At 62.6% G+C, this 26396-nt stretch carries 25 protein-coding genes and 1 tRNA gene; 11 read left to right on the forward strand and 15 right to left on the reverse strand.

The window, feature by feature from the left end; translation table 11 throughout:
• The first annotated feature begins 101 nt into the window (after positions 1-101).
• The gene (locus tag HMPREF9695_RS16020) at positions 102-302 is read left to right on the forward strand and encodes a cold-shock protein (RefSeq protein WP_006021915.1); all 201 of its coding nucleotides are present in this window, start codon (positions 102-104) and stop codon (positions 300-302) included.
• 73 nt (positions 303-375) lie between these two features.
• Here HMPREF9695_RS16020 and htpX read toward each other — a convergent pair whose 3' ends face one another.
• On the reverse strand, positions 376-1281 hold the full coding sequence (htpX, locus tag HMPREF9695_RS16025) for a zinc metalloprotease HtpX (protein WP_006021916.1): 906 nt from the start codon (positions 1279-1281) through the stop codon (positions 376-378).
• Positions 1282-1517: 236 nt separating this feature from the next.
• Between htpX and HMPREF9695_RS16030 the strand changes: the two genes are divergently transcribed.
• On the forward strand, positions 1518-2732 hold the full coding sequence (locus HMPREF9695_RS16030) for a multidrug effflux MFS transporter (RefSeq protein ID WP_006021917.1): 1215 nt from the start codon (positions 1518-1520) through the stop codon (positions 2730-2732).
• A gap of 85 nt (positions 2733-2817) precedes the next feature.
• On the opposite strand, the gene HMPREF9695_RS16035 is transcribed toward HMPREF9695_RS16030, so the two are convergent.
• The 6 genes from HMPREF9695_RS16035 to HMPREF9695_RS16060 all read right to left on the reverse strand — a co-directional run bounded on the left by HMPREF9695_RS16035 (position 2818) and on the right by HMPREF9695_RS16060 (position 8147).
• A complete protein-coding gene (locus HMPREF9695_RS16035; RefSeq protein ID WP_034459738.1) occupies positions 2818-3051 on the reverse strand; it encodes a hypothetical protein in 234 nt (77 codons plus the stop codon).
• A gap of 118 nt (positions 3052-3169) precedes the next feature.
• On the reverse strand, positions 3170-4015 hold the full coding sequence (locus HMPREF9695_RS16040) for a hypothetical protein (protein ID WP_006021919.1): 846 nt from the start codon (positions 4013-4015) through the stop codon (positions 3170-3172).
• A gap of 187 nt (positions 4016-4202) precedes the next feature.
• Positions 4203-5828, reverse strand: a complete 1626-nt coding sequence (locus HMPREF9695_RS16045) for an NADP-dependent glyceraldehyde-3-phosphate dehydrogenase (RefSeq protein WP_006021920.1) — start codon at positions 5826-5828, stop codon at positions 4203-4205.
• 295 nt (positions 5829-6123) lie between these two features.
• Complete coding sequence (locus HMPREF9695_RS16050; protein WP_006021921.1) at positions 6124-7449, reverse strand: ABC transporter substrate-binding protein; 1326 nt, start codon at positions 7447-7449, stop codon at positions 6124-6126.
• Between the two features lie 271 nt (positions 7450-7720).
• Positions 7721-8014: a hypothetical protein gene (locus HMPREF9695_RS16055; RefSeq protein ID WP_006021922.1), complete on the reverse strand. Its 294-nt coding sequence runs from the start codon at positions 8012-8014 to the stop codon at positions 7721-7723.
• Positions 8015-8072: 58 nt separating this feature from the next.
• Positions 8073-8147 (reverse strand) — tRNA-Glu (locus HMPREF9695_RS16060).
• A 220-nt stretch (positions 8148-8367) separates the two neighbouring features.
• Here HMPREF9695_RS16060 and HMPREF9695_RS16065 point away from each other — a divergent pair.
• Entirely contained in the window at positions 8368-9366 is a 999-nt protein-coding gene (locus tag HMPREF9695_RS16065) for a sterol desaturase family protein (protein WP_006021923.1), read from the forward strand.
• Here the strand turns inward: HMPREF9695_RS16065 and HMPREF9695_RS16070 are convergent.
• Entirely contained in the window at positions 9344-9676 is a 333-nt protein-coding gene (locus tag HMPREF9695_RS16070) for a hypothetical protein (RefSeq protein WP_041712553.1), read from the reverse strand. The two genes, HMPREF9695_RS16065 and HMPREF9695_RS16070, sit on opposite strands and share 23 nt — an antisense overlap.
• Between HMPREF9695_RS16070 and HMPREF9695_RS16075 the strand changes: the two genes are divergently transcribed.
• The 3 genes from HMPREF9695_RS16075 (at position 9675) to HMPREF9695_RS16085 (ending at position 13066) form a co-directional block, all read left to right on the forward strand.
• On the forward strand, positions 9675-10682 hold the full coding sequence (locus tag HMPREF9695_RS16075) for an RluA family pseudouridine synthase (protein WP_006021925.1): 1008 nt from the start codon (positions 9675-9677) through the stop codon (positions 10680-10682). The two genes, HMPREF9695_RS16070 and HMPREF9695_RS16075, sit on opposite strands and share 2 nt — an antisense overlap.
• Positions 10683-10900: 218 nt before the next feature.
• Positions 10901-11800: an RNA polymerase sigma factor RpoH gene (gene rpoH / locus HMPREF9695_RS16080; protein ID WP_006021926.1), complete on the forward strand. Its 900-nt coding sequence runs from the start codon at positions 10901-10903 to the stop codon at positions 11798-11800.
• Between the two features lie 288 nt (positions 11801-12088).
• Positions 12089-13066, forward strand: a complete 978-nt coding sequence (locus HMPREF9695_RS16085) for a Bug family tripartite tricarboxylate transporter substrate binding protein (RefSeq protein WP_041712556.1) — start codon at positions 12089-12091, stop codon at positions 13064-13066.
• A gap of 37 nt (positions 13067-13103) precedes the next feature.
• On the opposite strand, the gene HMPREF9695_RS16090 is transcribed toward HMPREF9695_RS16085, so the two are convergent.
• The 3 genes from HMPREF9695_RS16090 to HMPREF9695_RS16100 all read right to left on the reverse strand — a co-directional run bounded on the left by HMPREF9695_RS16090 (position 13104) and on the right by HMPREF9695_RS16100 (position 16259).
• Positions 13104-13436, reverse strand: coding sequence for a hypothetical protein (locus HMPREF9695_RS16090; protein ID WP_006021928.1), 333 nt, complete (start codon positions 13434-13436; stop codon positions 13104-13106).
• 1206 nt (positions 13437-14642) lie between these two features.
• A complete protein-coding gene (locus tag HMPREF9695_RS16095; protein WP_006021929.1) occupies positions 14643-15617 on the reverse strand; it encodes a Bug family tripartite tricarboxylate transporter substrate binding protein in 975 nt (324 codons plus the stop codon).
• 168 nt (positions 15618-15785) lie between these two features.
• Entirely contained in the window at positions 15786-16259 is a 474-nt protein-coding gene (locus HMPREF9695_RS16100; protein ID WP_006021930.1) for a hypothetical protein, read from the reverse strand.
• Between the two features lie 464 nt (positions 16260-16723).
• On the opposite strand from HMPREF9695_RS16100, the gene HMPREF9695_RS16105 reads away from it, so the two are divergent.
• Positions 16724-16954 (forward strand): hypothetical protein, encoded by a 231-nt coding sequence (locus HMPREF9695_RS16105; protein ID WP_006021931.1) that lies wholly within the window; start codon positions 16724-16726, stop codon positions 16952-16954.
• Between the two features lie 176 nt (positions 16955-17130).
• Here the strand turns inward: HMPREF9695_RS16105 and HMPREF9695_RS16110 are convergent, their stop codons facing one another.
• The 3 genes from HMPREF9695_RS16110 to HMPREF9695_RS16120 all read right to left on the reverse strand — a co-directional run bounded on the left by HMPREF9695_RS16110 (position 17131) and on the right by HMPREF9695_RS16120 (position 20742).
• The gene (locus HMPREF9695_RS16110) at positions 17131-17757 is read right to left on the reverse strand and encodes a formyltransferase family protein (protein WP_006021932.1); all 627 of its coding nucleotides are present in this window, start codon (positions 17755-17757) and stop codon (positions 17131-17133) included.
• 4 nt (positions 17758-17761) lie between these two features.
• Positions 17762-19357, reverse strand: a complete 1596-nt coding sequence (locus tag HMPREF9695_RS26700) for a hypothetical protein (RefSeq protein WP_006021933.1) — start codon at positions 19355-19357, stop codon at positions 17762-17764.
• Positions 19358-19449: 92 nt separating this feature from the next.
• Complete coding sequence (locus tag HMPREF9695_RS16120; RefSeq protein ID WP_006021934.1) at positions 19450-20742, reverse strand: adenylosuccinate synthase; 1293 nt, start codon at positions 20740-20742, stop codon at positions 19450-19452.
• A gap of 262 nt (positions 20743-21004) precedes the next feature.
• On the opposite strand from HMPREF9695_RS16120, the gene HMPREF9695_RS16125 reads away from it, so the two are divergent.
• The 4 genes from HMPREF9695_RS16125 to HMPREF9695_RS16140 all read left to right on the forward strand — a co-directional run bounded on the left by HMPREF9695_RS16125 (position 21005) and on the right by HMPREF9695_RS16140 (position 24530).
• Positions 21005-21895: a DMT family transporter gene (locus HMPREF9695_RS16125; RefSeq protein WP_085947405.1), complete on the forward strand. Its 891-nt coding sequence runs from the start codon at positions 21005-21007 to the stop codon at positions 21893-21895.
• Between the two features lie 184 nt (positions 21896-22079).
• Positions 22080-23027, forward strand: a complete 948-nt coding sequence (locus HMPREF9695_RS16130) for a DMT family transporter (protein WP_006021936.1) — start codon at positions 22080-22082, stop codon at positions 23025-23027.
• Between the two features lie 121 nt (positions 23028-23148).
• Positions 23149-24141 (forward strand): Bug family tripartite tricarboxylate transporter substrate binding protein, encoded by a 993-nt coding sequence (locus HMPREF9695_RS16135; RefSeq protein ID WP_006021937.1) that lies wholly within the window; start codon positions 23149-23151, stop codon positions 24139-24141.
• Between the two features lie 74 nt (positions 24142-24215).
• A complete protein-coding gene (locus tag HMPREF9695_RS16140; protein ID WP_006021938.1) occupies positions 24216-24530 on the forward strand; it encodes a GIY-YIG nuclease family protein in 315 nt (104 codons plus the stop codon).
• Between the two features lie 69 nt (positions 24531-24599).
• On the opposite strand, the gene HMPREF9695_RS16145 is transcribed toward HMPREF9695_RS16140, so the two are convergent.
• Positions 24600-26288: a methyl-accepting chemotaxis protein gene (locus HMPREF9695_RS16145; protein WP_006021939.1), complete on the reverse strand. Its 1689-nt coding sequence runs from the start codon at positions 26286-26288 to the stop codon at positions 24600-24602.
• Between the last annotated feature and the right edge of the window lie 108 nt (positions 26289-26396).

Consider the following 26396-nt stretch of genomic DNA (forward strand, 5'->3'; position numbering starts at 1 on the left):
CTATCAAGGCTCGCACTTACCGCGTATCCTGCGTGCCGTTGGACACGCCCATCCGCGGGGTTCGACACTTACTATGGGTCTTACCCTCTGGAGACTACGGAATGGCTAAAGGTACTGTGAAGTGGTTCAACCCGACGAAGGGCTACGGTTTCATTCAGCCCAGCAACGGCGGCAAGGACGTGTTCGTTCATATCTCGGCAGTTGAGAAGGCAGGTCTTTCAACCCTCAACGAGGGACAGTCGGTCGAGTACGAAGAAGTCGCAAACCGCGGCAAGACCTCCGCGGAAAATCTCAAGGTTTGATAGGAAGGTCCGATTCAGAAGAACTGGATCGGACCTTTGATTGTGATCTGCGACGCGTGATCAGCCCTTCTCATTAACCCCAAGGGCCACGCGGTCTGCCACTCGCATTTGCCGGCGCGGCTGCGAAGTTTCCGCGCGGCCCGAGTTCGCCAGCAAGGCGCTGCAACTCGCGGACACGGTTCTCGGTCGACGGATGAGTCGAGAACAGGTTGTCCATCCCCTGCCCCGACAACGGATTGATGATGAACATGTGCGCGGTCGCAGGACTGCGCTCTGCATCCATGTTCGGGATCTGATGCGCCGCGTTGTCGATCTTGAGCAGCGCGGAGGCCAGCGACATCGGCTGCCCGCAAATCCGCGCGCCCATATTGTCGGCTGAGTACTCGCGGGTCCGGCTGATCGCCATCTGCACGATGGTCGCGGACAGCGGCGCCAGGATCATCATCGCCAGCGAGCCGACGATGCCCGGACCATTGTCGCGGTTGCCGCCGAAAAACATCCCGAACTGCGCGATCATCGAAATCGCACCCGCGATAGTCGCGGTGATCGTCATGATCAGCGTGTCGTGATTCTTGATATGCGCCAGTTCGTGCGCGATCACGCCAGCGAGTTCTTCACGGTTCAGCATTTGCAGCAAGCCGGTCGTCACCGCCACCGCGGCGTGATGGGGATCGCGCCCGGTCGCGAACGCGTTGGGCTGCGGATTGTCCATCAGATAGACCTTCGGCATCGGCAATTGGGCGCGGCCCGCAAGCTCGGCCACCATCCGGAACAGTTCCGGCGCGCTGCGCTCATCGACCTCCTGGGCGCCGTGCATCGACAGCACCATGCGGTCCGAGTTCCAGTAGGCAAACATGTTTGTGGCGGCGGCGATCACCAGCGCCACCACGGCGCCGCCCGCTCCGCCGATCAGATAGCCCACCCCCATGAACAGGGCCGTCAAGCCCGCCAGCAGAACCGCAGTTTTGAAATAACTCATTTCCTCCTCCCAACCGGCGCTTTGCCGGGGATACTTCTCCTCTATCATAAATGGTGAGGACGAGTGGCCTCCTTCAAGATGAGGTCCTGCGGCGGCGCGTCGCGCGTCGTGCCCTTGAAACCCGGATGCCATGTTCCAGCCGCAACCGTCACCCGGCGAAAGCGGGCAGCTCAGGCCGACATTCTCATTTATTACATTATTTTCATCATATAATAAGGTCCGAGAGAGGACCTCAGATGACAATCATGAATATCGGCGGCGACGAGCTGACCTCAACCCGCAAGACTTCATCGCTCGCGCGCATCAGCGTGCTCGCGGCACTGGCTGCGGTCGGGTCCTTTGCGACAAACATTCTGCTGCCGTCCCTGCCCTCAATGGCGAAAGCCCTTAACGTCTCGACTGCCGCAGTCTCGTCAACGATCAGCGTGTATCTCGCGGTCTTCGCCGTCGGACAGTTGATCGTCGGTCCCTTGTCCGACCGTTACGGGCGCTGGAAGCCCGTCATGTTCGGACTTGGCATCTTTGTGCTGGGAAGCATCTGGTGCGAATTCTCTACCACACTGCCGATGATGCTGGTGGGCCGCACCATTCAGGCGCTCGGCGCATGTGCCGCCTCCGTCCTGTCGCGCGCCATCGCCCGCGATCTGCTCAGCGGCGAAGACCTGACAAAGGCGCTCGCCTTCATCATGGTCGCAATGTCCGCCGCACCCGGCTTTTCGCCGCTGATCGGCGGGTTTCTCGATGCCACCACCGGATGGCGTTCCGAATTTCTCGTGGTCGGCCTGTTCGGGGCCGCCGTCGCATTTTGCTATTTCAGATACGTCGGTGAAACCCATCGGCCCGACGGCAAGATCTCGATCCAGCTGAGCGCGATCCTGCGCGGATACTGGGGTCTGCTCACCGACCTGCGCTTCATCGCGCCAGCCGGAGCGATGGGGCTGTACATGGGCGCACTGTTCGCGATGTTCTCGGTCTCGCCGCGTGTCCTGATCGACGGACTGGGATTCTCACCCATTCAGGTCGGAACGTTCTTCGCGACAACGGTGCTGGCGGTTTTTGCATCAGGAATGGCGGCGCCTCGCGTGGCGCTCAGACTGGGGCACGCCCGCGCAACCATCATCGGCCTTGCCATCGCGACGCTAGGCGGGCTGACGCTGCTGGCGGCACACTGGACCGCCCCTTCGATCTGGACCTACTTCATCCCTGTCATGGTCTTCCTGACCGGATTCGGGATGGTCGCCCCGCTCGTGACGGCGACGGCGCTTCAGCCGTTCGGCGATCGAGCCGGCCTTGCCTCGGCGCTGCTGGGATTTCTGCAAATGGCCGGCGCGTCGATCGGCGTGGTGCTGACCGCATCGATTGCGAGCCCGACCCTTGCCGTTGGCGTCGTACAGGCGGCGCTAACCATGCTTGGATTGATTTTGTACCTCGCCGGGGAGCGCCGGGCTTGACCCCGAAAAGTGGAACCGGTTTCGGGATCGATCACGCCTCATCATGAAAGATAAACGGTGTGCTTGAGCGGTCTCCAAGACGCGCTCAGCAGGACGCGCCCCATCCCTTGGGGAACGGGATCATCGGCCAGGCGCCGGAATCGGCTCCGGATCCGGAACAATCGGACGCCTTGTCGCCGGGCTCGAGCACGCCGCCGCAATACGGGCAATTGTTGTCGTTCGCTGCCGACGGCACGCCATCAGTCGCGTCGATGACCTCGTGGGCGAAAAAATTAACCACCCGGAGGCGCGGAATCACTCGATATGCAGGCATGCTCATCCTCTTCATCAGAGGCTGCATCATGCCAGCGAGATCATGCCGGTCCGTTCAGGGGAACACTCAAATTTTAGCGGTCCCGCGCTTTCTGACAACGAGATGAAACGGGTTCCGAGAATGCTTAACGAGAGACAATCAGACCGCGGCTGGTCACGACGACCCAGCGGCCGTCCTGACGGCGGATCGCATCCACCCGCCCGATCCCCGGCAACGGATCGCCCGGAATCACGTCGAAGATTCCAGGGCGGCCGCTCACCGTGGCGATGCCGTCGGACACTTCGCGAAGTGTCCAGCCTTCAACCACCGGAAGCCGGCCGGGCTGCGCAGCCGCAGGCTTGATCGAGCCGGTGGTTTCCGGAGCAGCATTCGCGGCCTGTACGGGCACCGGCGCCTTCAGCTTTTCGACGGCCTCGCTCAGCTTCGCAAGCTTCGCGGCAGGCTCGGCCTGCGCCTTCTCGACACGATCGATCCGCTCCCCGATCTTCGCAGATTGCGCAGCGCTGCTGGTCTTGAGCGCGGCGAGGTCCGCGTTGATTTTCGCAATCGCGCTTTCGACCGAACGCGCCTGCTCGGCAGCGCTTGCGGCTGCAACAGAAGCATTCTGATCGCTTTTCAGGTAATGCCCGGCGCCCACTGTCGCGAGCGAGCCTCCGATGGCGCCGACCGCGGCGGCGATGGCCACAATCGCGGCCATCGAGAGCCGGCGGCCTGTGGCAGGCGCGGCATTGAACTGCTGCTCGCGCGCGGCGCTTTCATTGACGATGTCTTCCCAGGAACTGTGCGGCGACAGGCGCTGCAAGGTGATTTCCTTGGAAGGCTGCCTGGCGACCTGCGCGGAAGCGCTGTCTTGCGGCGCGTCGGCCGCCTTCGCCTCGTGCCGGACCATATCGCCGGCATCCGGCACCAGCGATGCTTCGCCGTGATTGCTGGAATCCTTGATCTCGCCGTCGGCAATAGGGTCGGTCATGAGCGCTAACTCCGAATGGGTTTACTATTTGGTAACCACGAATTGGTTGACAATTCGTTACCCAGGGCATGATCCCGAAAAGGGAAACCGATTTTCGGAATAGATCATGCCCAGACAGGAGAGCGCTTCGCGAAGAGAGATCGAAACTCACGTCCGGCACGCGCTCCGTCCGTGAGTTTTGTATCAATTACAAAATGAACCCAGTATTTATGAAGTTCGACTTGTGCTCGCGTACGATGTCATCGAGTAGCCGCTTGGAATCGTCGGTCTGCTTTGCCGCGATCATCGAGCGGATCGAGAACGAACGCAGCGCGTCGGTGACCGAGAGCGTGCCTTCCGCCGAATCCTTGCGGCCGGTGAACGGAAACACATCCGGTCCGCGCTGGCATTGACAGTTGATGTTCACCCGGCAGACCTGATTGACCAGCGGGTCGACGAGTCTCCCGATGGTCTCTGCGTCTTCGCTGAAGATCGAGACCTGCTGGCCGTGCTCGGAGGTGATGACGTAGTCGAGAGCCGCATCGATGTCGTCGAACGCCATCACTGGAACGATCGGACCGAACTGCTCTTCGCGATACAGCAGCATGCCTTCCTTCACCGGATAAACCACCGCGGGATAGAACAGCGTGCCGCTGCTCGCGCCGCCGCCCTCGTTGATGACCCTGGCGCCCTTCTCCGTGGCGTCGGCCACCAGCCGCGTCATGTGCTCGACCTTGCCCAGTTCGGGCAACGGCGTAAGCGTGACGCCCTTGTCCCACGGCATGCCGGCCTTCAGCTTGGCAAGCTCTTCCGTGAAGCGCGCAAGAAATTTGTCCACGATGGAGCGATGCACGATCAGCATCTTCAGCGCCGTGCAGCGCTGGCCGTTGAACGACAGCGAGCCGAGCAGGCATTCCTTGACGGCAAGCTCGATGTTTGCATCGGGCAGCACGATGGCCGCGTTCTTGGCATCGAGCCCGAGGATGGCGCGCAGCCGGTTGACCTTCGGATGCATCTTCTTGAGATGGTCCGCAACGCGGCTCGAGCCGATCAGCGTCAGCACGTTGACCTTGCCGGACTCAAGCAGCATCGGCACCACCTCCGAACCCTTGCCGTACACCGTGTTGATGACGCCCTTCGGGAAGGCGCTGCGGAACGCTTCGAGCAACGGCTGAAACAGCAACACGCCGAATTTCGGCGGCTTGAACACCATGGTGTTGCCCATGATCAGCGCCGGGATCAGCGTCGCGAATGTTTCGTTGAGCGGATAATTGTAAGGCCCCATGCAGAGTACGACGCCAAGCGGCGTGCGGCGAATCTGGCCGATGGTGCCTTCGACAATGGTGAACCGCGAATTGTCGTTGTCGAGATGCTTCAGCGCCTCGATGGTCGCTTTCATGTATTCGACGGTCCGATCGAACTCCTTCTGCGAGTCCGGCAGCGTCTTGCCGATCTCCCACATGATGAGGTTCACGATCTGCTCGCGGCGCGCCACCATCTGCCGGGTGAAATCCTGCATACAGGCGATACGCTGTGCGACCGTCATGGTCGGCCATTCGCCGCGCCCGCTGTCGTAGGCGGCGACCGCCGCATCCAGCGCAACCTTCGCCTCGGGGATGCCGCCGACGGGATAGCTGCCAAGTTCAACCTGCTCCAGCGAGCCGTCGGGCTTGCGCACGCAGATCGCCGAACGCACGGTCTCCACCGCTCCCGTCCACGGCCTCAGTTCTCCGTTCACCAAAGTCTCGCGCTGGTGGACCGGCGGCGGCAGGCCGCAATCCTTCAGACGGTTTTCCTCGGGAAACAATTCTTTCAACTGCTGCGACGTGAGCATCGGACACCTCATCGATTTGGCGTGGTCCGCACATGCCTGGCGAAAATTTGCCGGGATTGAACAGGGCGGATGACCGGCGTGAATCATCCGGTCTTTTGAAGGGACCAGACTAGTCTGCCAGACGAATGAGTCGAAATGATTATGTGGCTGACTTTTTTATGAGCAGCTACCGCCGTCATTGCGAGCGAAGCGAAGCAATCCGCTTTTTGGAGAAAGCGTGGATTGCTTCGTCGCTTATGCTCCTCGCAATGACGCACACGAGAATGTGAGCCTATCGCCGACAAAATCGGCGCGCCTAGCCGCGGTAAATCCGTTTGAACTGGCGCTCGGCCGACGCCATCGCGCCCTTCAGGTCTTCGCGGCCGGAGCAATAGTTCGCGAACATATCCACCACGACGAAATCCGCGATCGCGGCCGCGGCGCTTTCATTCAGCGTGCCGATGCCGGCCGGGGTCGAGGCCAGCTTGGCGACGTCACGATAGGGCGTGTTCTTCGGATCGACGGTCCAGATCGGATTGGCGTCATAGGCGAGCAGGAAGTGCGACAGATAGCCCTGCGCCGCCTCGATCCACGGATTGAACTGCGGTCCTTCCATCAGGAATGCGGTGAATGCCTTGCAGGCCTGCGGGTACTTGGTGAAATTGAAGATTAGGATCGGGAAGCCGAGATGCTGCTCGCGCACCTGGCCGCTGACGCCGACCGGCAGATGTGCGTGATCCATGTCCGCGGCGATGGCGGGATTCTCCTTCTTCGCCGCGACATAGATCGAAATTCCGTTGGTCGTGAGATGAAGCTGGCCGGCCAGAAACGCCTTGTTGTTGGAACTGTCGTTCCACGAGATGACACCGGGAATGAAGTTCTCGTAGAGTGACTTGACGTACTCCAGCGCTTTCGCCGTCTCTGGCGAGTTGATGATCACCTTGTTGTCCTTGTCGACGGTGTAGGCATTGTGCGCCCACATCGCCCACGCGAGCCAACCGTTGGCGTCGCCTGTGGCGTGGCCAAGCGCCATGCCCGCGGGCGTGCCATTCGCCTTCAGGCCCTTGATCAGTTCGCGAAATCCGCCGAGGTCTTTCGGGAATTCCTTGAAGCCGCACTTCTGCATGGCGGCGACACGGTAGTTCACAAGGCCGCCGCTCGCGGCCACCGGAATGCCGAGCCACTTGTTGCCGCGCTTGCCGTAGGCCACACCCGAGGGCGCCCAGCCGCCGTACTTCTTGCCGAGATATTCGGCGACGTCAGTCACATCGACGCACTTTTCGGGAAACAGATGCGGCAGGGAGTAAAGCCCCCACACCATGTCGAGCCCCTGCCCGGTGTTGGCCGCGACCGAAGCCTTGGGCTGAATGTCATCGAACGATTCATTGGAGATGTTGATCTTGACGCCGGTCGCCTTCTGGAAGGCATCGACGATCTTCATGAAGGCGACATCCTCGGCCTCCACAAACCGTTTCCAGCGCAGCATGTTGATGGTGGCGCCGGCTTCCGGCTTCCATTGGGCGGTCTGCGCCCAGGCCTTGGCGGTGCCGAGCATCTGGTCGGCTGACAGGGTTGCCGCGGCGGCCAAAGCCGCGGCGCTTCCTTTGAGCAGAGATCGTCGATCCGGCGTGAACTCGGTCATAGTCGTCTCCTCCCTGATGATTGGCCGTTGGCCGGCCAATGCTTTTTCAAATCAATGTCTGCGTGTGCGGAAATCCCTCTTGAATGGGCTTGGCAAGCCGCGCCCCGGCGCCACCGATGTAATCATCAGAGCGGCGCACGATCAATGCGCGGTGCACGACAGTGCAGAGCACAATCGGTGTGACACTTTAGCGAGGTGATTTCTTGAGACGGACGTTTCGGCCTGTGCGCGGCGGCGCGCGAGCAACCGTGACGCCATCTAGATGGAGACGTCAGAGATCGAGAACGACGGCCCCAGACACGGCATCGGTGATGCCACGGCCTTCGCCCTGATCCTCGAGGACGGACCGGAAGCTGTCGAGTGTCTTGATCATCGCGGGGCGTGCCGCAACCAGTGCGTCCTGACTGGGCCACGCGCCGATGAGGCAGAACGTTTGCTCGCCGGTCTGTATGATGAAGCCGCGCTCAAGGCCCGGCCATTTGGCCTTGCCGTTCCGGTGCGCATCAAGGAAGGCGGCCTGTTCGCCGGACTTCACCTTGAACTTGACGACATTGTAGACCTGCATGATGCGCTCCAAAAATGTGTTGGAGAAAATCGCACTTAATTCAGCGGTGAGCACGCACTGGCGCTCCCTAGGGGAATCGAACCCCTGTTTCAGCCTTGAGAGGGCCGCGTCCTAACCGCTAGACGAAGGGAGCAAGCGCGGACAAGGGAATAGCCTCGAAACGGGGCGACTGCAAGCGCATGCCACAGCCGCGGCGTGCTTTCGGCTGTGATCCGACGCGAGCAGGACATCCTGTCCCGGCGCTTCTCGCCTCGAGGCAGTGCCAAGGCCTTTCGTCCCCGACCACCCTCTTTTTCCTGCCAAACCGCTGTCCTCCAGTTCCCCGGCTTGCCGGTTCGATGTAGGACCTTCGCATGACCCGCAGAGCCACATTGCAGGACTGGATCGCCGCGCATCCCGGCGCGGTGTCGCTCGCCACATTGGCTGTCCCCTTCGCGATCCTTGTGATCTCGGCTCTGGAAACGGGTCCTTCGGCATTCTCATCCCATTTCGCAACCGGCATAAAGGGTTTCCTGAACTACGTGGACGCCTTCTTCATTTCGGCGTCGTTCATCGTGTTCTTCGCGGTCATCCTCATCCTCGAGCGGCTGCGGCCAGCCGATCCCGATCAGGCCCTGCTGTCGCGCGGACTGTTGTTCGACACCGGATTTGCGGTCGTCTCGCTGCTGGTTCATTTCCTGTTCGTGTCGCTGTTCGCCCTGTTGTTTCTGAGTTTCTTTCAGCGCCACCTGCCGCCGCTCTCGGGCCTGATCGGACACTGGCCGAACTGGCTGCGCGTGGTTGTCGTATTTGTCGCGGTGGATTTTGCCGGCTGGCTCAGCCATGTGATCCGTCACAAGGTCCCCGCCCTTTGGCATTTCCACGCGCTGCATCACTCGCAGAACGCCATGAACTTGATGACCGAGTTCAGGCTGCATCCGTGCGATCTTCTGGCCCGGACTCTCACCATGTCATTCGTGTTTGTTCTGGTGCTGGTGCCGATCGAGCAGGCATTCGTTTTTGTGCTGCTGCAGAAATATTACCTGATGTTCCTGCACGCGAATGTCGATATCGGCTATGGACCGCTCGACCGGGTGTTCGTGTCGCCGCGTGTCCATCGCCTGCACCACGCGATGCGCTCAGATCTGCACGATCAAAATTATGGAGTCTATCTTTCGATCTGGGACACCATATTCGGCACCTTCCGTCAGGTGCCTGACCGCGTGATCGAGACCGGCGTCGAGGGTTTCCCCAGCGAGCCAACCGGAGCCTGGGTGCAGATGCCTCTGACCTTTCTTCGCCAGTTCGCCTTTCCTGTCACCCAAGCCGCGCAGACCCTGCGCGACGCGTTTACGGTTCGTGAGCGAACCTGAGCCGTCCCACCGGCTTCAGGGTCTTTGCGTCATAGGTGCGGATTTCGGTCGTGCCGCCGATCTCGACCGTCACCGCCAGCCGCTCGCCCGCGCTCGCCGTGGAGACGATCCGCGCCCCCTTCGGCAGGGTCGCCGTCACATCGGTGATCTGAACGCTTCCATCGGTGCGGAAAAGACGGTAGCCGATGGCAACCAGCAGAGCCCCCACCCCGATCGCCGTGGTCAGGCCGGCAATCAGCATCATCCGGCGCACCCGCGCGATCAGCGCTGCTTGCTCGGGGGTCGGATCGGGCGCAACAGTTTCAGTCATGCAGCAGTCTTCCGAAAATACGCGTCACGAGGTCACGGTCGAGGGCGATGAAGGATCGCAGCGGCTGGACCGCGTGCTGGCCGTCCGCAGCCCCGACCTGTCGCGCTCCCGCCTCAAGGCGTTGATCCTCGCGGGCCAGGTCAGCGTGGGACCTGCCCCGGTTCGCGACCCCGCTTATCATGTCAAAGCGGGCGATACGATCACAATCGACGTGCCCCCCGCCGCGCCCGCCGAGCCCGAAGGCGAGGACATCCCGCTCGACATCGTGTTCGAGGACGACGACATCATCGTCATCGACAAGCCGAAGAACCTCGTGGTCCATCCCGCCGCCGGGCACGAGACCGGCACGCTGGTCAACGCGCTGATCGCCCACTGCGGCGCAAGCCTGTCCGGCATCGGCGGGGTCAGGCGGCCGGGCATTGTCCATCGGCTCGACAAGGACACCACCGGATTGATGGTGGCCGCCAAGAACGACCGCGCCCACCAGTCGTTGTCGGCGCAGTTCGCCGACCATGGCCGCACCGGCGAGATGCGCCGCGGCTACATGGCCTTTGTCTGGGGCGTGCCGAACCGGAAAAGCGGCACCATCGATCAGCCGATCGACCGGCATCCGCACACCAGAGAGAAAATGGCGGTGCGCCAGGGCGGCCGTGACGCCGTGACCCATTGGGAGGTGATCGAGAGCTTCACGGGTAAGGACGGCAAGCCGGTCGCCGCCCTGCTTGCCTGTCAGCTCGAGACCGGCCGCACCCACCAGATCCGCGTCCACCTCGCCCATCTCGGCCATCCGCTGCTCGGCGACGACGTTTATGGCTCCGGTTTCAAGACCAAGGCCCGCCAGCTCGGTCCGCAAAGCCAGGCGGCGCTTGCCGCTCTTGGCAGGCAGGCCCTCCATGCTTATTTGCTGGTCTTGGAGCATCCGGCGTCCGGAGAAATTCTTCACTGGGAATCGCCGCTGCCGGAGGATTTGGTCCTCCTCGAGGCCGCCCTCCGGAGCACAGACTAAAGGTGGTGCGCTAAAAAGCCGCATGGTTACAAACATTTAACCCGTGTCACGGGTTCGTGACCCCGTTTTGTTCTTCCCTCCCCCTCGGGTTTTGGAGTATGTTGCACCTGCGCTCGGGATCGTCCCGGCGCGGAACATTGCAGTGCTTCTGGCTTTGACACAGCAGATGGCCTGCCTCGCCCGCCGCTATCGGGGGCGTGAACTCTGGAGGGCGCACCATGGCCCGTGCCGCTACTTTGCCGGTTCTCAACGGAGAATCCGGTCTTGCACACTACCTGACGGAAATCCGCAAGTTCCCGATGCTGGAACCGCAGGATGAGTACATGCTCGCCAAGCGCTGGCGCGAGCACGACGACCGCGACGCCGCGCACAAGCTCGTCACCAGCCATCTTCGGCTCGTGGCCAAGATTGCCATGGGTTATCGCGGCTATGGCCTGCCGATTTCCGAGGTTGTCTCCGAAGGCAACGTCGGCCTGATGCAGGCTGTCAAACGCTTCGAGCCCGAGAAGGGCTTCCGTCTGGCCACCTACGCGATGTGGTGGATCAAGGCGTCGATCCAGGAATACATCCTGCGTTCGTGGTCGCTCGTAAAAATGGGCACCACCGCGAACCAGAAGAAGCTGTTCTTCAATCTCCGCAAGGCGAAGAGCAAGATCTCCGCGCTTGAAGAGGGCGATATGCGCCCCGAACAGGTGAAGCAGATCGCGACCCGCCTCGGCGTGACGGAACAGGACGTGATCGACATGAACCGCCGCCTCGGTGGCGACGCGTCGCTCAACGCTCCGATCCGTGACGACGGCGAACCCGGTGAATGGCAGGACTGGCTGGTCGATACCTCGCCCAACCAGGAAGCCATCATGGCGGAGAACGAGGAGTTCGATCATCGCCGCAGCGCGCTGACCGGCGCGATGAGCGTGCTCAACGACCGCGAGCGCCGCATCTTCGAGGCGCGTCGTCTGGCCGAGGAGCCGATGACGCTGGAAGACCTCGCCGCCGAATTCGGCGTGTCGCGCGAGCGCGTGCGGCAGATCGAGGTCCGCGCGTTCGAGAAGGTGCAGGCGGCGGTGAAGACCGCTGTCGCCAAGCAGGAGCACGCCGCACTGGAAGCGGCGTACTGATCTCTTCCGCATAACAAGTTGCGAAAGCCGGCCTTCGGGCCGGCTTTTTTGTTGTAACCCTCTCCCCGCATGCGGGGAGAGGGTGGCGAGCATCGTCAGATGCGAGACGGGTGAGGGGCTGTCAACTTCACAATGACCAACGCCCCTCACCCGCCCTCGTTTCACTCGGGCACCCTCTCCCCGTAAACGGGGCGAGGGAAACGTAGCATCCCGCCCCTCATCCGGAATAATTCTTGCAAAGCAGGGAGCGGCGGCACGATGCTGCGGACCACGGGGCAAGGACCAATCATGAAACAGGGATGGAACATGCAGGCGCACCTTCGGCGGCTGGCGATTTTGACGTGTCTGCTCGTCTCTGCATCCGCCAGTGCGCAGACATGGCCGACAAAACTGATCAAGGCCACCATCCCGTTCGGCGCAGGCAGCGCGACGGACGTGGTGCCGCGCATGTTTTTTGATCGGCTGTCGGCTGAACTGGGGCAATCGATCGTGGTGGAAAACCGCGCCGGCGCCGGCGGCACGATCGGCACCGCCTCTGTCGTCCGCTCCGAACCGGACGGCTATTCGATCCTGGCCCATTCGTCGGCGATCACCATCGCGCCGGCGATCTTCACCGAACTCACCTACGATGCCACCCGGGACCTGTCGTCGGCGCTGATGATCGGCTACAGCGCGAATGTGATGATCACCTCGCCGTCGAAGCCATGGAAGACGGTGCAGGAGTACATCGCGGCCGCGAAAAAGCCGGACGCCGCCGCCAGCTTCGGCTCGGTCGGCATCGGCAGCGCCGTTCACATCAGCGCGGAAAAATTCCGCCTCGCCGCGGGCATCACGCCGACCCACATTCCGTATCGCGGCGGCTCGGAAGTCATCACCGACATTCTCGGCGGCCGGATCGATTTCTATTTCTGTCCGCTGGCCACCGCGCTGCCGCTGATTCAGAGCGGTCAGGTGCGCGCCCTGCTGGTCTCGACGCCGACGCGCGTCGCCGATTTGCCCGACGTGCCGTCTCCGCCCGAGGTCGGTCTGAAGGACGCCGACAGCGCGATCTGGTTCGGCGTGTTCGTGCCGTCGAAGACGCCGAAGGACGTTGTCGACAAGCTCTATGCCGCCGGCACGAAAGTTCTGGCGACGCCCGACATGCAGCGCGACCTGAAGAAGCTCGGCGTCGAGCCTTGGCCGATGAAGCCCGATGAGATGGACAAGCTCGTCGCAAATCAGACCATCGCCAGCGCCGAACTGGTCAAGGCCGCCGGGATCAAGTGATTTGGTGAAACTCGTGCAGGCTTTGCGCACGCGGTGCTCACGACGGCTTTTGCGTGCGGCGCTTGCGGCGACGCAGTAATTCCGCGTAGGCGAAATCGATCGCAGCGCCCTGCTCGAGCCATCCGAGCAGCCGGTGGCGGAAAGCAGTTCGACAAGAAAACGCCGGACCCGTGCAGCACCGCGCGCGGCGGCACGCGCCGTCAGGACACGTGCGATATGCGCGGAGGAAATCCATCTCCGCGCGCGCAACAACGAGTTCGCAATATGCGAAATCTCGCGCCGTATGCTCGGCGTACGTCTCGCCGGTCAGGCGCGCATTCTCCGCGCCGCTGAAACCATAAGGACCTTCCAGCCTGAACCGCGCCGTCATGGGCAACGCTCCCGTTGATGGATTTGATGAGTGGAATGAGCGCGCACGCGCCGTCTGACGCACGCATCGCGCGCGGCGGCCTCGCCTCATATGGCCCCCTCGCAAACATGAGGGGACGGAACGCCGAAAGGCGCACTTGAGTGGAGTGACGCGCAGCGGACATGCCGCAGCGCGCATCGCCTTTCGGCGCTCCGCCGCGGCGATTTTTGGCGACGGGATCGTTCTTCCGGGACAGGACGGACGCTTTCACGCCCCGATCCGGCGGGCTTTCGCCTGCCTTCATCCTGTCCGCGTCCAGCCACTGAAGGCGGGGCCACGTAGTTGGCCCGGACGATGACCCGAAGCCTCCCGGACACGAGGGAGAACGTCTCTCCCGCGCGCGCAGGCGCCGCATCCCGCCCCGCGCATCGAAGCGTCCCAGGACACGCCCCTCAAGTGAGGCGGGATGGCGTGAAGATGGATCAGGCGGCGGAGAATGTCAAGGAATATTTTCCTATATCGATTCAGCCTTGTTGAGGATGATGACTCATCATCAAGTGAAGATGCGCAATGTCCTCCCTGGTCAGGCTTATCTCCACCGCGCCGAACTCCGGCTTCGTCGTGAAGCTAACTAATTTCGGTCGTCCCCGCGAAAGCGGGGACCCAGTCTTGAAATCTCGGTCTGAAGCAAGACTGATTCTCGCTTTCGCGGGGATGACTGGTTGGGAGCAACGCTGACCAGTCGAAAGTTTGTGGCTCGTCGCTTTTGCTTCGGGATTGAACGCGCGACCGCAACATCGCCCTATTGCGAGAGATAGCCCCGCATTTCGCTTCGCTTCGTCCGGGCTACAAGGCTCGTCATTCCGGGATGCGCCGAAGGCGCAGGCCCGGAATCCAGACCTGCCGGACTCTTGCGCGAGACGATTGGATTCCGGGTTCGCGCTTCGCGCGCCCCGGAATGACGGCCGATTTCTTCACCTCGCCCCGTTCTTACGGGGAGAGGTCGGATTGCGCGGCAATCCGGGTGAGGGGCTACTTCCTCGAAAGTCGCGCCATCGCATATGTTGAAATCGCGCCCCTCACCCCGACCCTCTCCCCAGCGAAAGGGCGTCTACGCCCGTCTTCGACGGGCTATACGGGGAGAGGGAGCAGGAAGATTTCATCGAAAACACTTCGAGATTCCGGGTTCGCTCGCAAGCGCTCGCGCCTCGGAATGACGAGCAGCCCCTACTCCACCTTCGCACCGGCGAACTTCACCACCTTCTCCCACTTCTCCGTTTCAGAGACGATGATCTTGCCGAAATCTGCGGGCGTGCCGAGCAGCGGCACACCGCCAAGTTCGGCGATTTTCGCCTGCATCGCAGGCTCGGCGAGGATTGCGTTGATCTCCTTGTTGAGCTTGTCGATGATGGGCTTCGGCGTCTTCGCCGGTGCGCCCATGCCGAACCATGCGCTCGCTTCATAACCCTTCACCGTTTCACCGACGGTCGGCACATCCGGCAGCAGCGGCGACCGCGTCTCTGTCGTCACCGCGAGCGCACGGAGCGTTCCCGCCTTGATGTGCTGGATCGCGGACGGCAGATTGTCGAAGATCACCTGCACGCGGCCTGCGATCATGTCGGTCAGCGCAGGCGCAGCTCCCTTGTAGGGGATATGCGTCATTTCGATGCCGGTCATCGATTTGAACAACTCGCCGGACAGATGCACGGACGTTCCGTTGCCCGATGACGCCATGTTGACCTTCCCGGGATTGGCTTTCGCATAAGCAACGAACTCCGCAACCGTCTTTGCCGGGAAATCCGCGGGCACGACCATCACGTTCGGCGATCGCAGAATGCCCGCCACCGGCGCGATGTCGCGGATGAAATTGAAACTCAGCTTCGTATAAAGCGAGGCGTTGATGCCGTTGGCGGGATTGACCAGCAGCACCGTGTAGCCGTCGGGATCCGCATTCACCACGGATTCGGTGCCGACATTGTTGCCCGCGCCCGGCTTGTTCTCGATGATGAACTGCTGACCCAGCCGCTCCGACAGCCGCTGGCCGATCAGGCGCGCGAGAATGTCGGTCGCGCCGCCGGGCGGATAGCCCACCACCCACTTCACCGGACGCGTCGGATAATCCTGCGCCGAAGCGCCGCTAATTGAGATGAGTGCAGCAAAGCCCATCGCGATCAGACCGACCGCGGCGCGTCGTGAAGCCATGTCGTGTTACCCCTTGTTCTCTCCCCGGCTGCCGCGACTTGGCGCGCGGTCAGCATGTGTTGATGGACAACACGCGAGCGTAACAAACAAAAACGAGAGCGAACAAGGAGTGCGATGCGCGCAGCGCGCTTATGGCGGCGCACAACGCGTTGGGAACAGAGTACCGGGTTACAGATAGTCGCGGAAGTAATCCGCCAGGCTGTCGTCACCGCCCGTCATGCCGAAGTCGATCGGCTGGTCCAGCAGCAGCGCGCTGGCCTGCGTCTTGTAATCCGGCGAGACGTCGTCAACGCCGGGAAGCGGCTGACGCAGGATATCCAGATAGGATTTGTAGTTGTCCAGCGAGCCGCTGAAGATGCAGTTGCAGACGCCTGGATCGGCATAGACATATCGCGGCGTGCCGCCGGCCCTGTGGATCACGAAGCGATGCGGCGGCAATGCTTTCAGCGCGCGCTGGCCCGCCGCGTCGTTGGCGAGCTGGATGCGGAACCCGGCCGAGCGCAGATAGAACGCGTTCTTCTCAAGGAACGGCTTGCTCGGCGTGACATGTTGAGCCACCAGCGGCCACGCCAGCATCACCACTATCATTGCGGCAAGCGAGACGAGCGCACGCCAGGTCCGGGATATCGTTATCGGAAACATCGTTTGATCCTTCGCAAGACATAAACAAAGTCACGTGGGAGTCATAAACGCGGTCAGTTCGTCATGAAACGCGGGTCGCCAGGCCATCACGTCTCCTTGTGCGCTGCGTGAATTGTGTCGCGGGAACACGGGACGCGACGCCATTCGCGTTCACGATTTTGTCGCAGGTGTGAAAGCATGCATCGCACCGCGCGAATTGTCGAATCGCAGGCACAAGATGTGGTGCGATTGCGGGGGCAACTCGTCAAAGTGCGCTGCGGAATCTTCATCACCTTGAAGGAAATGTGACTGGAGCGTTTCCAATTTCACATCGCTGTATGCGCATTGCAAATCGCGATGCCGACTCACATCTGCCCCATTGCGGAAGCATGGTCCGCCCGCTCACCGGGAGCGCGATTGCAGAAGCATCATCCGATGCAATCGCACTCTGAAATGTCCGAAGAGAATCCGAAGAGGAGAAGTGCATGGTCGGTCGCCCGCAGGGAAACCTCAATGAAAAATTCGATCCGGATTACGTCGCCACGTTGAGAAAAATTCTCGACATCGCCGTCGAGCAGATCGCGCATGAAAACCGCACGCCTGCGACCAAGGCGAAGATGGCCCAGACGATTGTCCGGCGCGCCGCCGACGGCGTGACCGATGCCAACGACCTCGTGTCGAGCGCCGTCCGCGTCGGGGAGACCCGCGCAGCGTGAGATGCCGACATCTGATGAGAGATAATAAACCCGCAACACATACAGCCGTCATCACCGGGCTTGACCCGGTGATCCATCCAGAATGAGTCTTGAGGAAGATGATGGATTGCCGGGTCAAGCCCGGCAATGACATTCAGGGAAGTGACGGGCTCAGTCGCCTTATGACAAAACCACGATCAGGACGCCGCGCTCTTCGGCGCAGCGTGTGATTTTTCCACATCAAGCCTTGGCGCATTGGTCGCGAACTGCTCGTCCTGCGGCATTGACGGCAGAACGCCGCTGGTCTTGGCCTGATCGATCACCTGCGCCAAAAGCCTGAGGCCGAGCGGCGCCAGCGCCCGCTCCCACAATTCGCGCGCGGTCTCGTTCTTCTTCACGAACACCCAGTCCTGCGCGGCGATCGCGCCGGCATCGAGCCGGTCCGACAGGTGATAGATCGTGCCGCCTGCGATCGCGTCGCGCTCCTTGATGGTCCATTCCACCGCCGCGATGCCGCGGTGGCGCGGCAGCAGCGATGGATGGTAGCCGATGCCGCCATGCCTGGCGGCCTTCAGCGCACCATCGCTGACCATCGCATGGCTGTGGGCCGTGACGATCAGGTCGGTGCCCGGCGCGATCTCCGAAGCCACGATGAGCTTGGGCTTTGCCTGCACCACGACCTCGACACCGGCGGCACGGGCGGCCGCGGCGAGACGGTCCTCGCCGTCCGCGACCACGACACGGATCACCTCGATGCCGTGACCGCGCATCATGTTGAACGTCTCGACGCCGAAATGACGCGAGCCAGCGAGAGTTATTTTCATCGGATCACTGCCCCCAGGCCGTGAATGCTTCGTTGAATGCACGCTCGCCCGGCGCGCCCTTCTCGATGGCGATGATCGAACGGCGCTGGTTGGCGTAGACCAGCGGAATGTCGAACCACGACCGCTCCTTCAGAAGCTGAAGATTGCGCGCCTTGTCGGCCTCGACATTCGACAGCCCGACCAGGAAGAATCCGTCGGTGACTTTCACCGCGAGTCCCGCCAGCGGCGTGCCGCGCGCCTGCTCGTTGGACTTCATCAGCACGCCGGGCACGTTGGCGATGGTGGTGCCGAAATCCGGCGGCAGCACGAAGGTCAGTTCCGCGGTGTGGCTCGCGGGCAGCGACGCATCGGTGTTGCGGCGGATCGAGAGCGACATCTTGATCTTGCGCTCGGGAATATCGATGTCGGCGCGCACGCCGATATCCGGCGGCTGACCGGCGGGCACCTTGACCGCTTCGGTGCGCCAGATCACAGAGCCGACATACTGCTTGCCCTGCGGCGCCGAGGGGTCCTCGTCATAGAGCACCACGCGCTGCGCCACCGGCGCAATCTGCGCCGAGCCGGGCTGGCCGACGCGGTCGGTGATCTTCGGCCGCGTGCCGGCGGCATCCTTCGGCGCGGTGTCGGCCTGCTGCGCAGGCTTGGTGAGCGACTTGAACAGCGAATAGGCTTTCGGCCCGCCCCACACCGCGCCGCCGATCGCGATGATCGCGACACAGACCGCGATGGCGGTCTTGAGCGGAAAGCCGCGCTTCTCCGTTTCGGGTTCGTCGCGGGAGGCACGCGCGCGCGGCGAGCCGTTCGGCTGATAGCGTCCGGCTTCCTCGATGGATTCGTCGTAGCTGTAAGGCGCCGTACCACGCTGATCGGGAAAATCCTGAGCCTGGCTGCGCCGCGCGGAACGGGTCGCGCTGCCGAGATCGTTGGCATCCGCAACCACATCGCGCATGCCCGAACCCTGCGGCGGGCGGCGCTGCGCACGTGCGTCCTGCGTGAACTCGTCGAGCATGCGGGTGTCGTCGCTGCGCTGATCGCGCGCACGGACATCACGCATCGACGACGGCAGGCCCGGCTGAACCGGCGGCTGCGCGCGGGTCAGCGGCGGCGGCTGATCGCCGCGCAGATTACGCGGCGGGCGCTGGTCGGGTGCTCCATTGGCCTCGGGCCGTGGAGCGGGCCGGCCGGGGGCCGGCGGCGGAGCGTTTCCGGTTCGCGCGCTGCGGGCGCTTTCACGTAGCGCGTCACCCGGACGTGGGCCGTCCCGCCGGCCGGGCAGCGGTGCGCGCGGCTGGGCTGACGGCGAAGGTGGCGCAGCGGGCGGCGGCGCAGCCGGGCGCTCGGGCGGTGGTGCTTCGACGCCTGGCGCGGCCTGATGCGCGGCGGCGCGGCGGACGGCATCGGCCTCGACCCTGCGCACCGCGTCCTCGAGCGCCAGCCGCTCGCGCGTGATTTCGGCTTCGCTCAAGGCAGGCTGCACGCCGCGCAACTGGGAAATCAGCGCCGTCCGCGCCCGTTCATAAAGCGCACGGCGCTGCTCGCCGGGAGCACTGGGGTCCAGTCCGGCGATGGCGCGGGCTATGAGCGGGTAGTAATCAGCCATCCTTGTCCAGTCTGCAGGATTCTCCGCGAACCCTGTACTTAAAAAACGTCAATCAACAGAACACAGTCCACCCATGACGGGCCATGTTTTGTTCAGGCCTCGAACGGGTTTTGCACGAGGATCGTATCCTCGCGTTCCGGGCTGGTGGAAAGCAGCGCGATCGGGCAGCCGACCAGTTCCTCGACCCGGCGAACATACTTGATGGCCTGTGCCGGCAGGTCCGCCCACGAACGGGCATTGGCCGTCGGCTCCTGCCAGCCTTCGATGGTCTCATAGATCGGCTCGACCCGCGCCTGCGCGCCCTCGCCCGCCGGCAGATGATCGATCTCCTTGCCGTCAAGCTTGTAGCCGACACAGACCTGGATCTCGTCGAAGCCGTCGAGGATGTCGAGCTTGGTCAGCGCGAGGCCATGAATGCCGCTGGTCCGCGCGGTCTGCCGCACCAGCACCGCATCGAACCAGCCGCAGCGGCGCTTGCGCCCGGTGTTGACGCCGAACTCCTTGCCGCGCTGGCCGATCAGTTCGCCGATCTCGTTGGTCAGTTCGGTCGGGAACGGTCCCTGTCCGACGCGTGTGGTGTAGGCCTTGCAGATGCCGAGCACATAGCCGACCGAGCTCGGGCCCATGCCGGTGCCGGTCGCAGCCTGCGCCGCCACCGTGTTGGACGACGTGACATAGGGATAGGTTCCGTGATCGACGTCGAGCAGTGCGCCCTGTGCGCCCTCGAACAGGATGCGCTTGCCCTCGCGGCGCTTTTGATCGAGCAGACTCCACACCGAATCCGCGAACGGCAGCACGCGCGGCGCGATCGCCGTCAGTTCTTTCAGGATGTCCGCGCCGTCGATCTCCGGCAGATTGAGGCCGCGGCGCAGCGCATTGTGATGCGTCAGCAGACGATCGATCTTGTGCGGCAGCGTCTGCGGATCGGCGAGATCCATCAGCCGGATCGCGCGGCGGCCGACCTTGTCCTCATACGCCGGACCGATGCCGCGCTGGGTGGTGCCGATGGCGTTGGCCTTGCTGGCGTTCTCGCGCACCGCATCGAGTTCGCGATGCAGCGGCAGGATCAGCGTGACGTTCTCGGCGACGCGCAGATTGTCGGGCGAGATCTTCACGCCCTGTCCCTGCAGCTTGTCGAGTTCGGTCAGGAATGCCTGCGCGTCGAACACGACACCGTTGCCGATCACCGACAGTTTCGACGGCCGCAGCACGCCCGAAGGGAGCAGCGCGAGCTTGTAGGTGTTTCCGTTGATGACGAGTGTATGGCCAGCGTTATGGCCGCCCTGAAAGCGAACGACAATGTCCGCCTGTTCCGACAGCCAGTCGACGATCTTGCCTTTTCCTTCGTCGCCCCACTGGGCGCCGACGACGACAACGTTAGCCATTTCCAGACATTCTCCCGCAACCCGCAAATCCGCTGGTGTTCCAGCGCCTTGCAGCTTGGGCCGCTCGCTTGCGAGGCATGTCACCGGATAACGGATGCGCGCATGGGACGCAAGCGCCAACGGCTGTTGACGTATGCGCCAGATGGGGTGCAAATCATTGATATCCCCAAATAATTCCGGCCAGCCCCGACCTTCCCTGCAAAGCCAATAATCCGCCATCGACATGAACGATCCCGCCCCGCGATCCGCGACATCATGGCTCATGAACAGGCCATATCTGCTGCTGTCCCTGTCGTCCCTGTTCTGGGCGGGCAACATCGTGCTGGGACGTTTCATCGCGGCGGACTTTCCGCCCATGGCGCTGTCCTTCCTGCGCTGGGCCTTCGCCTGCCTGATCGTCCTGCCGTTCGCGTGGCCGCATCTGCGGGCCGAGTGGCCGGTGCTCCGCAAGCATCTGCCGATTCTGACGCTGCTGACCCTCACCGGCCTCGCCGGCTACAACGCCATCGCCTACCTCGGGCTGCGATACACCGAAGCATTGAATGCGCTGCTGATCCAGTCGTCAGGGCCATTGATCGTGGCGCTGTGGTCATTCGTTCTGCTCGGCATTCGCCTCACCTGGCCGCAAACCATCGGCATCGGCATTTCACTGCTTGGCGTCCTCACGATTCTGTCGCGCGGCGATCCAGTCGCCCTCACCTCGATCCACCTGAACAAGGGCGATCTGATCTTCACCACCGCGCTGATCATCTTCGGGCTCTATTCGGTACTGGCGGTGAAACGTCCGGCGATACACCCGCTGACCTTCATGGGCTTCACCTCCGGTTATGCGACGGTGTTGCTGATCCCTGCCGTGATCGCGGAGGCTGCGAGCGGTCACACGCCATCGCTCTCCGTGAACAACGCACTCACGCTGGCTTATGTCGCGATATTCCCGTCGATCCTCGCCTATCTGTTCTTCAACCGCGGCGTCGAACTGATCGGCGCCAACCGCGCCGCGCCGTTTTTCCATCTGATCCCGGTGTTCGGATCGGTGCTCGCCATCGCCTTCCTCGGCGAGCGACCGCAGTTGTTCCATGTTGCGGGTTATGCGCTGGTGCTGACAGGTGTCGTCATCGCCGCGCGGCGCACGTCGGCGGTTGCTGAAGCTTAAGTCATAACATTTCAGCGGTCACGATTGCCGCAAGCACACGATTTGCTCGCTCTTCCCGCAGGCGGGGAGAGGTAAAAAAAATCAGCGCGATGGGCGTTCAGCGCAACGGAGCAATCCGGGATTGGCGGTTGTGAAAGGTGCGAAACACCGGCACAACTTGACGCATCCTCTTTCCCAAAGACCCATGACCGTCGCTGATCCGCCCTTGCGCCAGTCCTCGCTCGCTTCACGGCTGGCGAACCAGCCCTATCTGCTGCTCAGCTTGATGGCGCTGTTCTGGGCCGCGAACATCGTGCTCGGGCGCTTTGTTGCCGGCCATGTTCCGCCGTTCACGCTGACATTCCTGCGCTGGGCCGGAACCTTCCTCGTCGTCGCTCCCTTCGCATGGCCCTATCTGCAACGCGACTGGCCAACCATGCGCCGGCACATGCCGCTGCTGCTGGTTCTGGCGCTGACCGGCTTCGCGCTCAACAACGCCTTGTCCTATTGGGGACTGCAACACACACAAGCGCTGAACGCGCTGCTGATCCAGTCGTCGGGCCCGCTGTTCGTGGCGCTGTGGGCGCTGGTGCTGTTCGGCGTGCGCCTGTCATGGATGCAGGCGGCCGGCATCCTCGTGTCGCTGATCGGCGTACTCGTCATCATCCTGCGCGGAAACCTTGCCGCGCTGGCGGACATCCAGATCAACGCCGGTGATATCTGTTTCGCCGGCGCGCTGTTCGTGTTCGGACTGTACTCCGCTCTCATGACGCGGCGTCCGAAGATCAATCCGCTCTCGCTGATCGCGTTCACCACGGGAGCCGGAGCGCTGATGCTGTTGCCGCTGGTGGGATGGGAAGTCTCGATCGGCGACAGGCTGACACTCGACACGCTGACGATCGCCACCGTCATCTTCGTCGTGATCTTTCCCTCGACGCTGGCCTACATCTTCTTCAATCGCGGGATCGAACTGATCGGCCCCAATCGCGCCGCGCCGTTCTTCCATCTGGTGCCGGTATTCGGTTCGGTGATGGCCATCGTGCTGCTCGGCGAGAAGCCGGAACTGTTCCATCTGGTCGGTTACCTGCTCGTGCTGGCAGGCGTTGTCACCGCATCGCGGCGCGGGTCGGCCGGGAAACGTCCGGCTTCCTAGAACACCACTGGCTGGCAATCCGGCGCGATTTCGCGCAATCTCCGGCTCAAGTGCCGGCGTCGTCACCGCCTCGGTGACCCGACGACCGCACGTCAAAAAGAGCAGGGCGGAGACACCATCAATGAACTTCCTGAAATCAAAAATATCGCCAATGACCTTGGCGCTCGCCATCGCGGCCGGCGCTTTGGCTGCCGGACCATCGGCGGCGCAGACGGCCTGGCCCGCGCCGGGCAAGAACATCACGCTGGTGCTTCCGTTCGCGGCGGGAAGCGGCACCGACAGCACGACGCGCCTGATCTCGAAAGAACTGGCCACGGCGCTCGGCACCAATATCGTGATCGACAACAAGCCCGGCGCCAACGGCTCGATCGCCGCGAGCTACGTCGCGCGCTCGGAGCCGGACGGCTACACGATTTTCGTGACCACCAACACGTCGCATTCGGCCAATCCGTATCTCTTAAAGAACATGACCTACGATCCGATCAAGGATTTCACGCCGATCGCGCGCACCGGCGACCTGCCGTTCATGCTGGTGATCAATCCGGAGATCCCGGCGAATTCGGTCGCCGAACTGGTCGCGCTCGCGAAGAAAGAGCCGGGCAAGTACTCCTACGCCAGCGGCAGTTCGTCGGCGATCGTGTCCGGCGCGACGTTCGCAACCCTTGCCGGCATCGACCTGCTTCACGTCCCCTACAAGAGTTCGCCGCCGGCCCTCACCGACGTGATCGCCGGGCGGGTGTCGATGATGTTCGTCGACGTTCCGACCGGCCTGCCCCATGTCAACGGCAAGGCGCTGAAGGCGCTGGCGGTGACGACGATCAAGCGCTCCGCGCTGCTGCCGGATCTTCCCACCATGGACGAAGCCGGCGTGAAGGGTTTCGACATCACCTCGTGGCAGGGCTATCTCGGCCCGGCCAACCTGCCGAAGCCGATCGTGACCCGGCTGAATGCGGAAATCCGCAAGGTCGTCGAGCGGCCCGATATCAGGAAGGAGCTTGCCGACCGCGGCATGGAAGCTTTCTCCGGCACGCCTGAGAGCTTCGACAAGTTCCTGAAAGAGCAGCTCGTGGTGTGGGAAAAGCTGATCCGCGAAGCCAAGATCGAGAAGCAGTGAGTTAAAGCTGACTTTCGAGCAATCCCCGATGTCGTCCCCGCGAAAGCGGGGACCCATAGCTTGGAAACGAACTTGTGGTGACCGAAGACGGGGTAACGTACCACATCTACATTCTCGCGAGCCAACCCAACGGCACGCTCTATATCGGCATCACAAACAATCTTGCTCTTCGGCTATCTCAGCACAAGGGCGGACGCGGATCGGAATTCGCGCAACGCTATGCCGTTAATCGTCTTGTCTATGTTGAAGGGTACGACACGCCCTCAGATGCCATTCGCCGGGAGAAGCAACTCAAGAAATGGAACAGGGCCTGGAAAATCGAACTCATCGAAAAGAACAATCCGGATTGGCAAGACCTGTCTGACCTCGCCATCTTCGGAATTTCCTAGAAAAGGTGGGTCCCCGCTTTCGCGGGGACGACATCTTGTTTGTAGTAGCGATACTTCGCCACCGAGGTATTACGCCGCCCGCACCTTGCCGAGGAATTCGTCCACCGCCGCGCGCAGCATGCCCGACTGCTGGTCGAGATCGCGGGCGCTGGAGAGAACGTCCGACGCCGCCGCGCCGGTCGCCGCCGCGGCCGAGCTGACGCCGCCGATGTGATCGCTGATCTCGGTCGATCCCGCCGCCACCGACTGGATGTTGCGTGCAATCTCGCGGGTCGCGGCGCCCTGCTCTTCGACGGCGCTGGAGATGTTCATCGTGATCTCGCTCATCCGCGCGATGGTTTCGGTGATGCCGCCGATCGACACCACGGCGTCGCTGGTGGTGGCCTGCATCGCAGCGACCTGAGCCGAGATTTCCTCGGTGGCCTTGGCGGTCTGGTTGGCCAGCGCCTTGACCTCGGAGGCCACCACGGCGAAGCCGCGGCCGGCTTCGCCTGCGCGTGCCGCCTCGATGGTGGCATTGAGCGCGAGCAGATTGGTCTGCGCCGCGATGGAGTGGATGAGCTGCACCACTTCGCCGATCTTCTCGGCGCCGCTGGAGAGAACCTGCACCGTCGCATTGGTGCGCTCGGCGTCGGCCACCGCCTTGGTGGCGATCTCGTTCGACTGGTTGACCTGGCGGGCGATCTCGGCGACCGAGCTGGACAGCTCTTCCGCCGCTGCCGCGACCGTACCGACGTTGCTCGATGCCCGCTCCGACGCCGAACCCACGGTGGCTGCGCGTGCGCTGGCATCGCGAGCCGACGCGGTCATGGATTCCGCCGTGGTCTGCATACCCGCCGCCGACGTCGCCACGGAGCGGACGATGCCGTTGACGCTACTCTCAAAGTTGCTGGCAATGCTGTTCATCATCGCCTGCCGTTCCGCAGCGGCACGTTCCTTGGCCGCAGCTTCTTCCTGCTCGAGTCCGCGGATGCGGATCGCGTTGTCCTTGAAGACCTGCACGGTCGTGGCCATCTTGCCGATTTCATCACGGCGGCCGATGCCCGGAATGTCGTCTTCGAGCTGGCCATCCGCCAGCGTCTGCATGCGGGTGCCGAGCAGACCGAGTGGACGGGTGATGCTGCGGCCGATGAACCAGGCCACCGCGCCGGAGACTGCGCCGATCAAGACTGTCGCCGCAATGAGCGCCCAGACGATGGGCATCAGCTTGGCGTCGAGATCGTCGAGATAACCGCCGGTGCCGACAAACATGTTCCAGCCGGGAATTGCGACCGCATAAGACATCTTGCGGATCAGTTCCTTGGTGCCGGGCTTTTCGTATTCGTAGCGCAGCGTGACATCGCCCTTGGCGGCAACGCCGTCGCGCAGTTCGCGCGCCAGCTTGCGGCCGTTGGTTTCGACATCGAGCTGATTGCTGCCGATCTTCTTCACGTCCGGCGTCGCGACCGTAATGCCGTCCATCGTATAGACGAACATGTAGCCCGTGCCGTTCTCGTAGGTCATGGTCTGGGCGCGTTTCGCGAATTCCGCGATCGCAGCTTCCTTGGTCATCTGTCCGGCATCGACCTGCTTCTGCAGTCCGATCGCCATGTTGCGCGCGGTATCGACCAGCGCGTGGGTCTGCGCTTCACGCCCGTTCACCAGCTCCCGCTGCATCATATAGGCTGAGTAAAGACCGGCTGCGCTGAGGCCAAGCAAAGTCACACCGACCAAAATTCCGAGTTTGGCGGTGATGGGCAGGTTGTTCAAAAATTTCACGATGAAGCTCCGGGGCGGGCCACGCTTCTGCGTGGATTCTTTCAATCAATTATCGAAACTTCCTTTCGGGTTGGTTACCCATGTACCGCTGCGGTCGGCATCCACCGA

Source organism: Afipia broomeae ATCC 49717 (assembly GCF_000314675.2).
Classification (GTDB): domain Bacteria; phylum Pseudomonadota; class Alphaproteobacteria; order Rhizobiales; family Xanthobacteraceae; genus Afipia; species Afipia broomeae.

Coding starts and splice junctions, on each gene's coding strand:
- HMPREF9695_RS16020 (WP_006021915.1), top strand. CDS start 102: ATGGCTAAAGGTACTGTGAAGTGGTTCAACCCGACGAAGGGCTACGGT.
- HMPREF9695_RS16095 (WP_006021929.1), bottom strand. CDS start 15,617: ATGGCTTCACGACGCGCCGCGGTCGGTCTGATCGCGATGGGCTTTGCT.
- HMPREF9695_RS16045 (WP_006021920.1), bottom strand. CDS start 5,828: ATGCTCACGTCGCAGCAGTTGAAAGAATTGTTTCCCGAGGAAAACCGT.
- HMPREF9695_RS16040 (WP_006021919.1), bottom strand. CDS start 4,015: ATGACCGACCCTATTGCCGACGGCGAGATCAAGGATTCCAGCAATCAC.
- HMPREF9695_RS16130 (WP_006021936.1), top strand. CDS start 22,080: ATGACCGTCGCTGATCCGCCCTTGCGCCAGTCCTCGCTCGCTTCACGG.
- HMPREF9695_RS16065 (WP_006021923.1), top strand. CDS start 8,368: ATGACCCGCAGAGCCACATTGCAGGACTGGATCGCCGCGCATCCCGGC.
- HMPREF9695_RS16135 (WP_006021937.1), top strand. CDS start 23,149: ATGAACTTCCTGAAATCAAAAATATCGCCAATGACCTTGGCGCTCGCC.
- HMPREF9695_RS16085 (WP_041712556.1), top strand. CDS start 12,089: ATGAAACAGGGATGGAACATGCAGGCGCACCTTCGGCGGCTGGCGATT.
- HMPREF9695_RS16110 (WP_006021932.1), bottom strand. CDS start 17,757: ATGAAAATAACTCTCGCTGGCTCGCGTCATTTCGGCGTCGAGACGTTC.
- rpoH (WP_006021926.1), top strand. CDS start 10,901: ATGGCCCGTGCCGCTACTTTGCCGGTTCTCAACGGAGAATCCGGTCTT.
- HMPREF9695_RS16055 (WP_006021922.1), bottom strand. CDS start 8,014: ATGCAGGTCTACAATGTCGTCAAGTTCAAGGTGAAGTCCGGCGAACAG.
- HMPREF9695_RS16075 (WP_006021925.1), top strand. CDS start 9,675: ATGCAGCAGTCTTCCGAAAATACGCGTCACGAGGTCACGGTCGAGGGC.
- HMPREF9695_RS16100 (WP_006021930.1), bottom strand. CDS start 16,259: ATGTTTCCGATAACGATATCCCGGACCTGGCGTGCGCTCGTCTCGCTT.
- HMPREF9695_RS16035 (WP_034459738.1), bottom strand. CDS start 3,051: ATGAGCATGCCTGCATATCGAGTGATTCCGCGCCTCCGGGTGGTTAAT.
- HMPREF9695_RS16120 (WP_006021934.1), bottom strand. CDS start 20,742: ATGGCTAACGTTGTCGTCGTCGGCGCCCAGTGGGGCGACGAAGGAAAA.
- HMPREF9695_RS16070 (WP_041712553.1), bottom strand. CDS start 9,676: ATGACTGAAACTGTTGCGCCCGATCCGACCCCCGAGCAAGCAGCGCTG.
- HMPREF9695_RS16030 (WP_006021917.1), top strand. CDS start 1,518: ATGACAATCATGAATATCGGCGGCGACGAGCTGACCTCAACCCGCAAG.
- HMPREF9695_RS26700 (WP_006021933.1), bottom strand. CDS start 19,357: ATGGCTGATTACTACCCGCTCATAGCCCGCGCCATCGCCGGACTGGAC.
- HMPREF9695_RS16090 (WP_006021928.1), bottom strand. CDS start 13,436: ATGACGGCGCGGTTCAGGCTGGAAGGTCCTTATGGTTTCAGCGGCGCG.
- HMPREF9695_RS16050 (WP_006021921.1), bottom strand. CDS start 7,449: ATGACCGAGTTCACGCCGGATCGACGATCTCTGCTCAAAGGAAGCGCC.
- htpX (WP_006021916.1), bottom strand. CDS start 1,281: ATGAGTTATTTCAAAACTGCGGTTCTGCTGGCGGGCTTGACGGCCCTG.
- HMPREF9695_RS16105 (WP_006021931.1), top strand. CDS start 16,724: ATGGTCGGTCGCCCGCAGGGAAACCTCAATGAAAAATTCGATCCGGAT.
- HMPREF9695_RS16125 (WP_085947405.1), top strand. CDS start 21,005: ATGAACAGGCCATATCTGCTGCTGTCCCTGTCGTCCCTGTTCTGGGCG.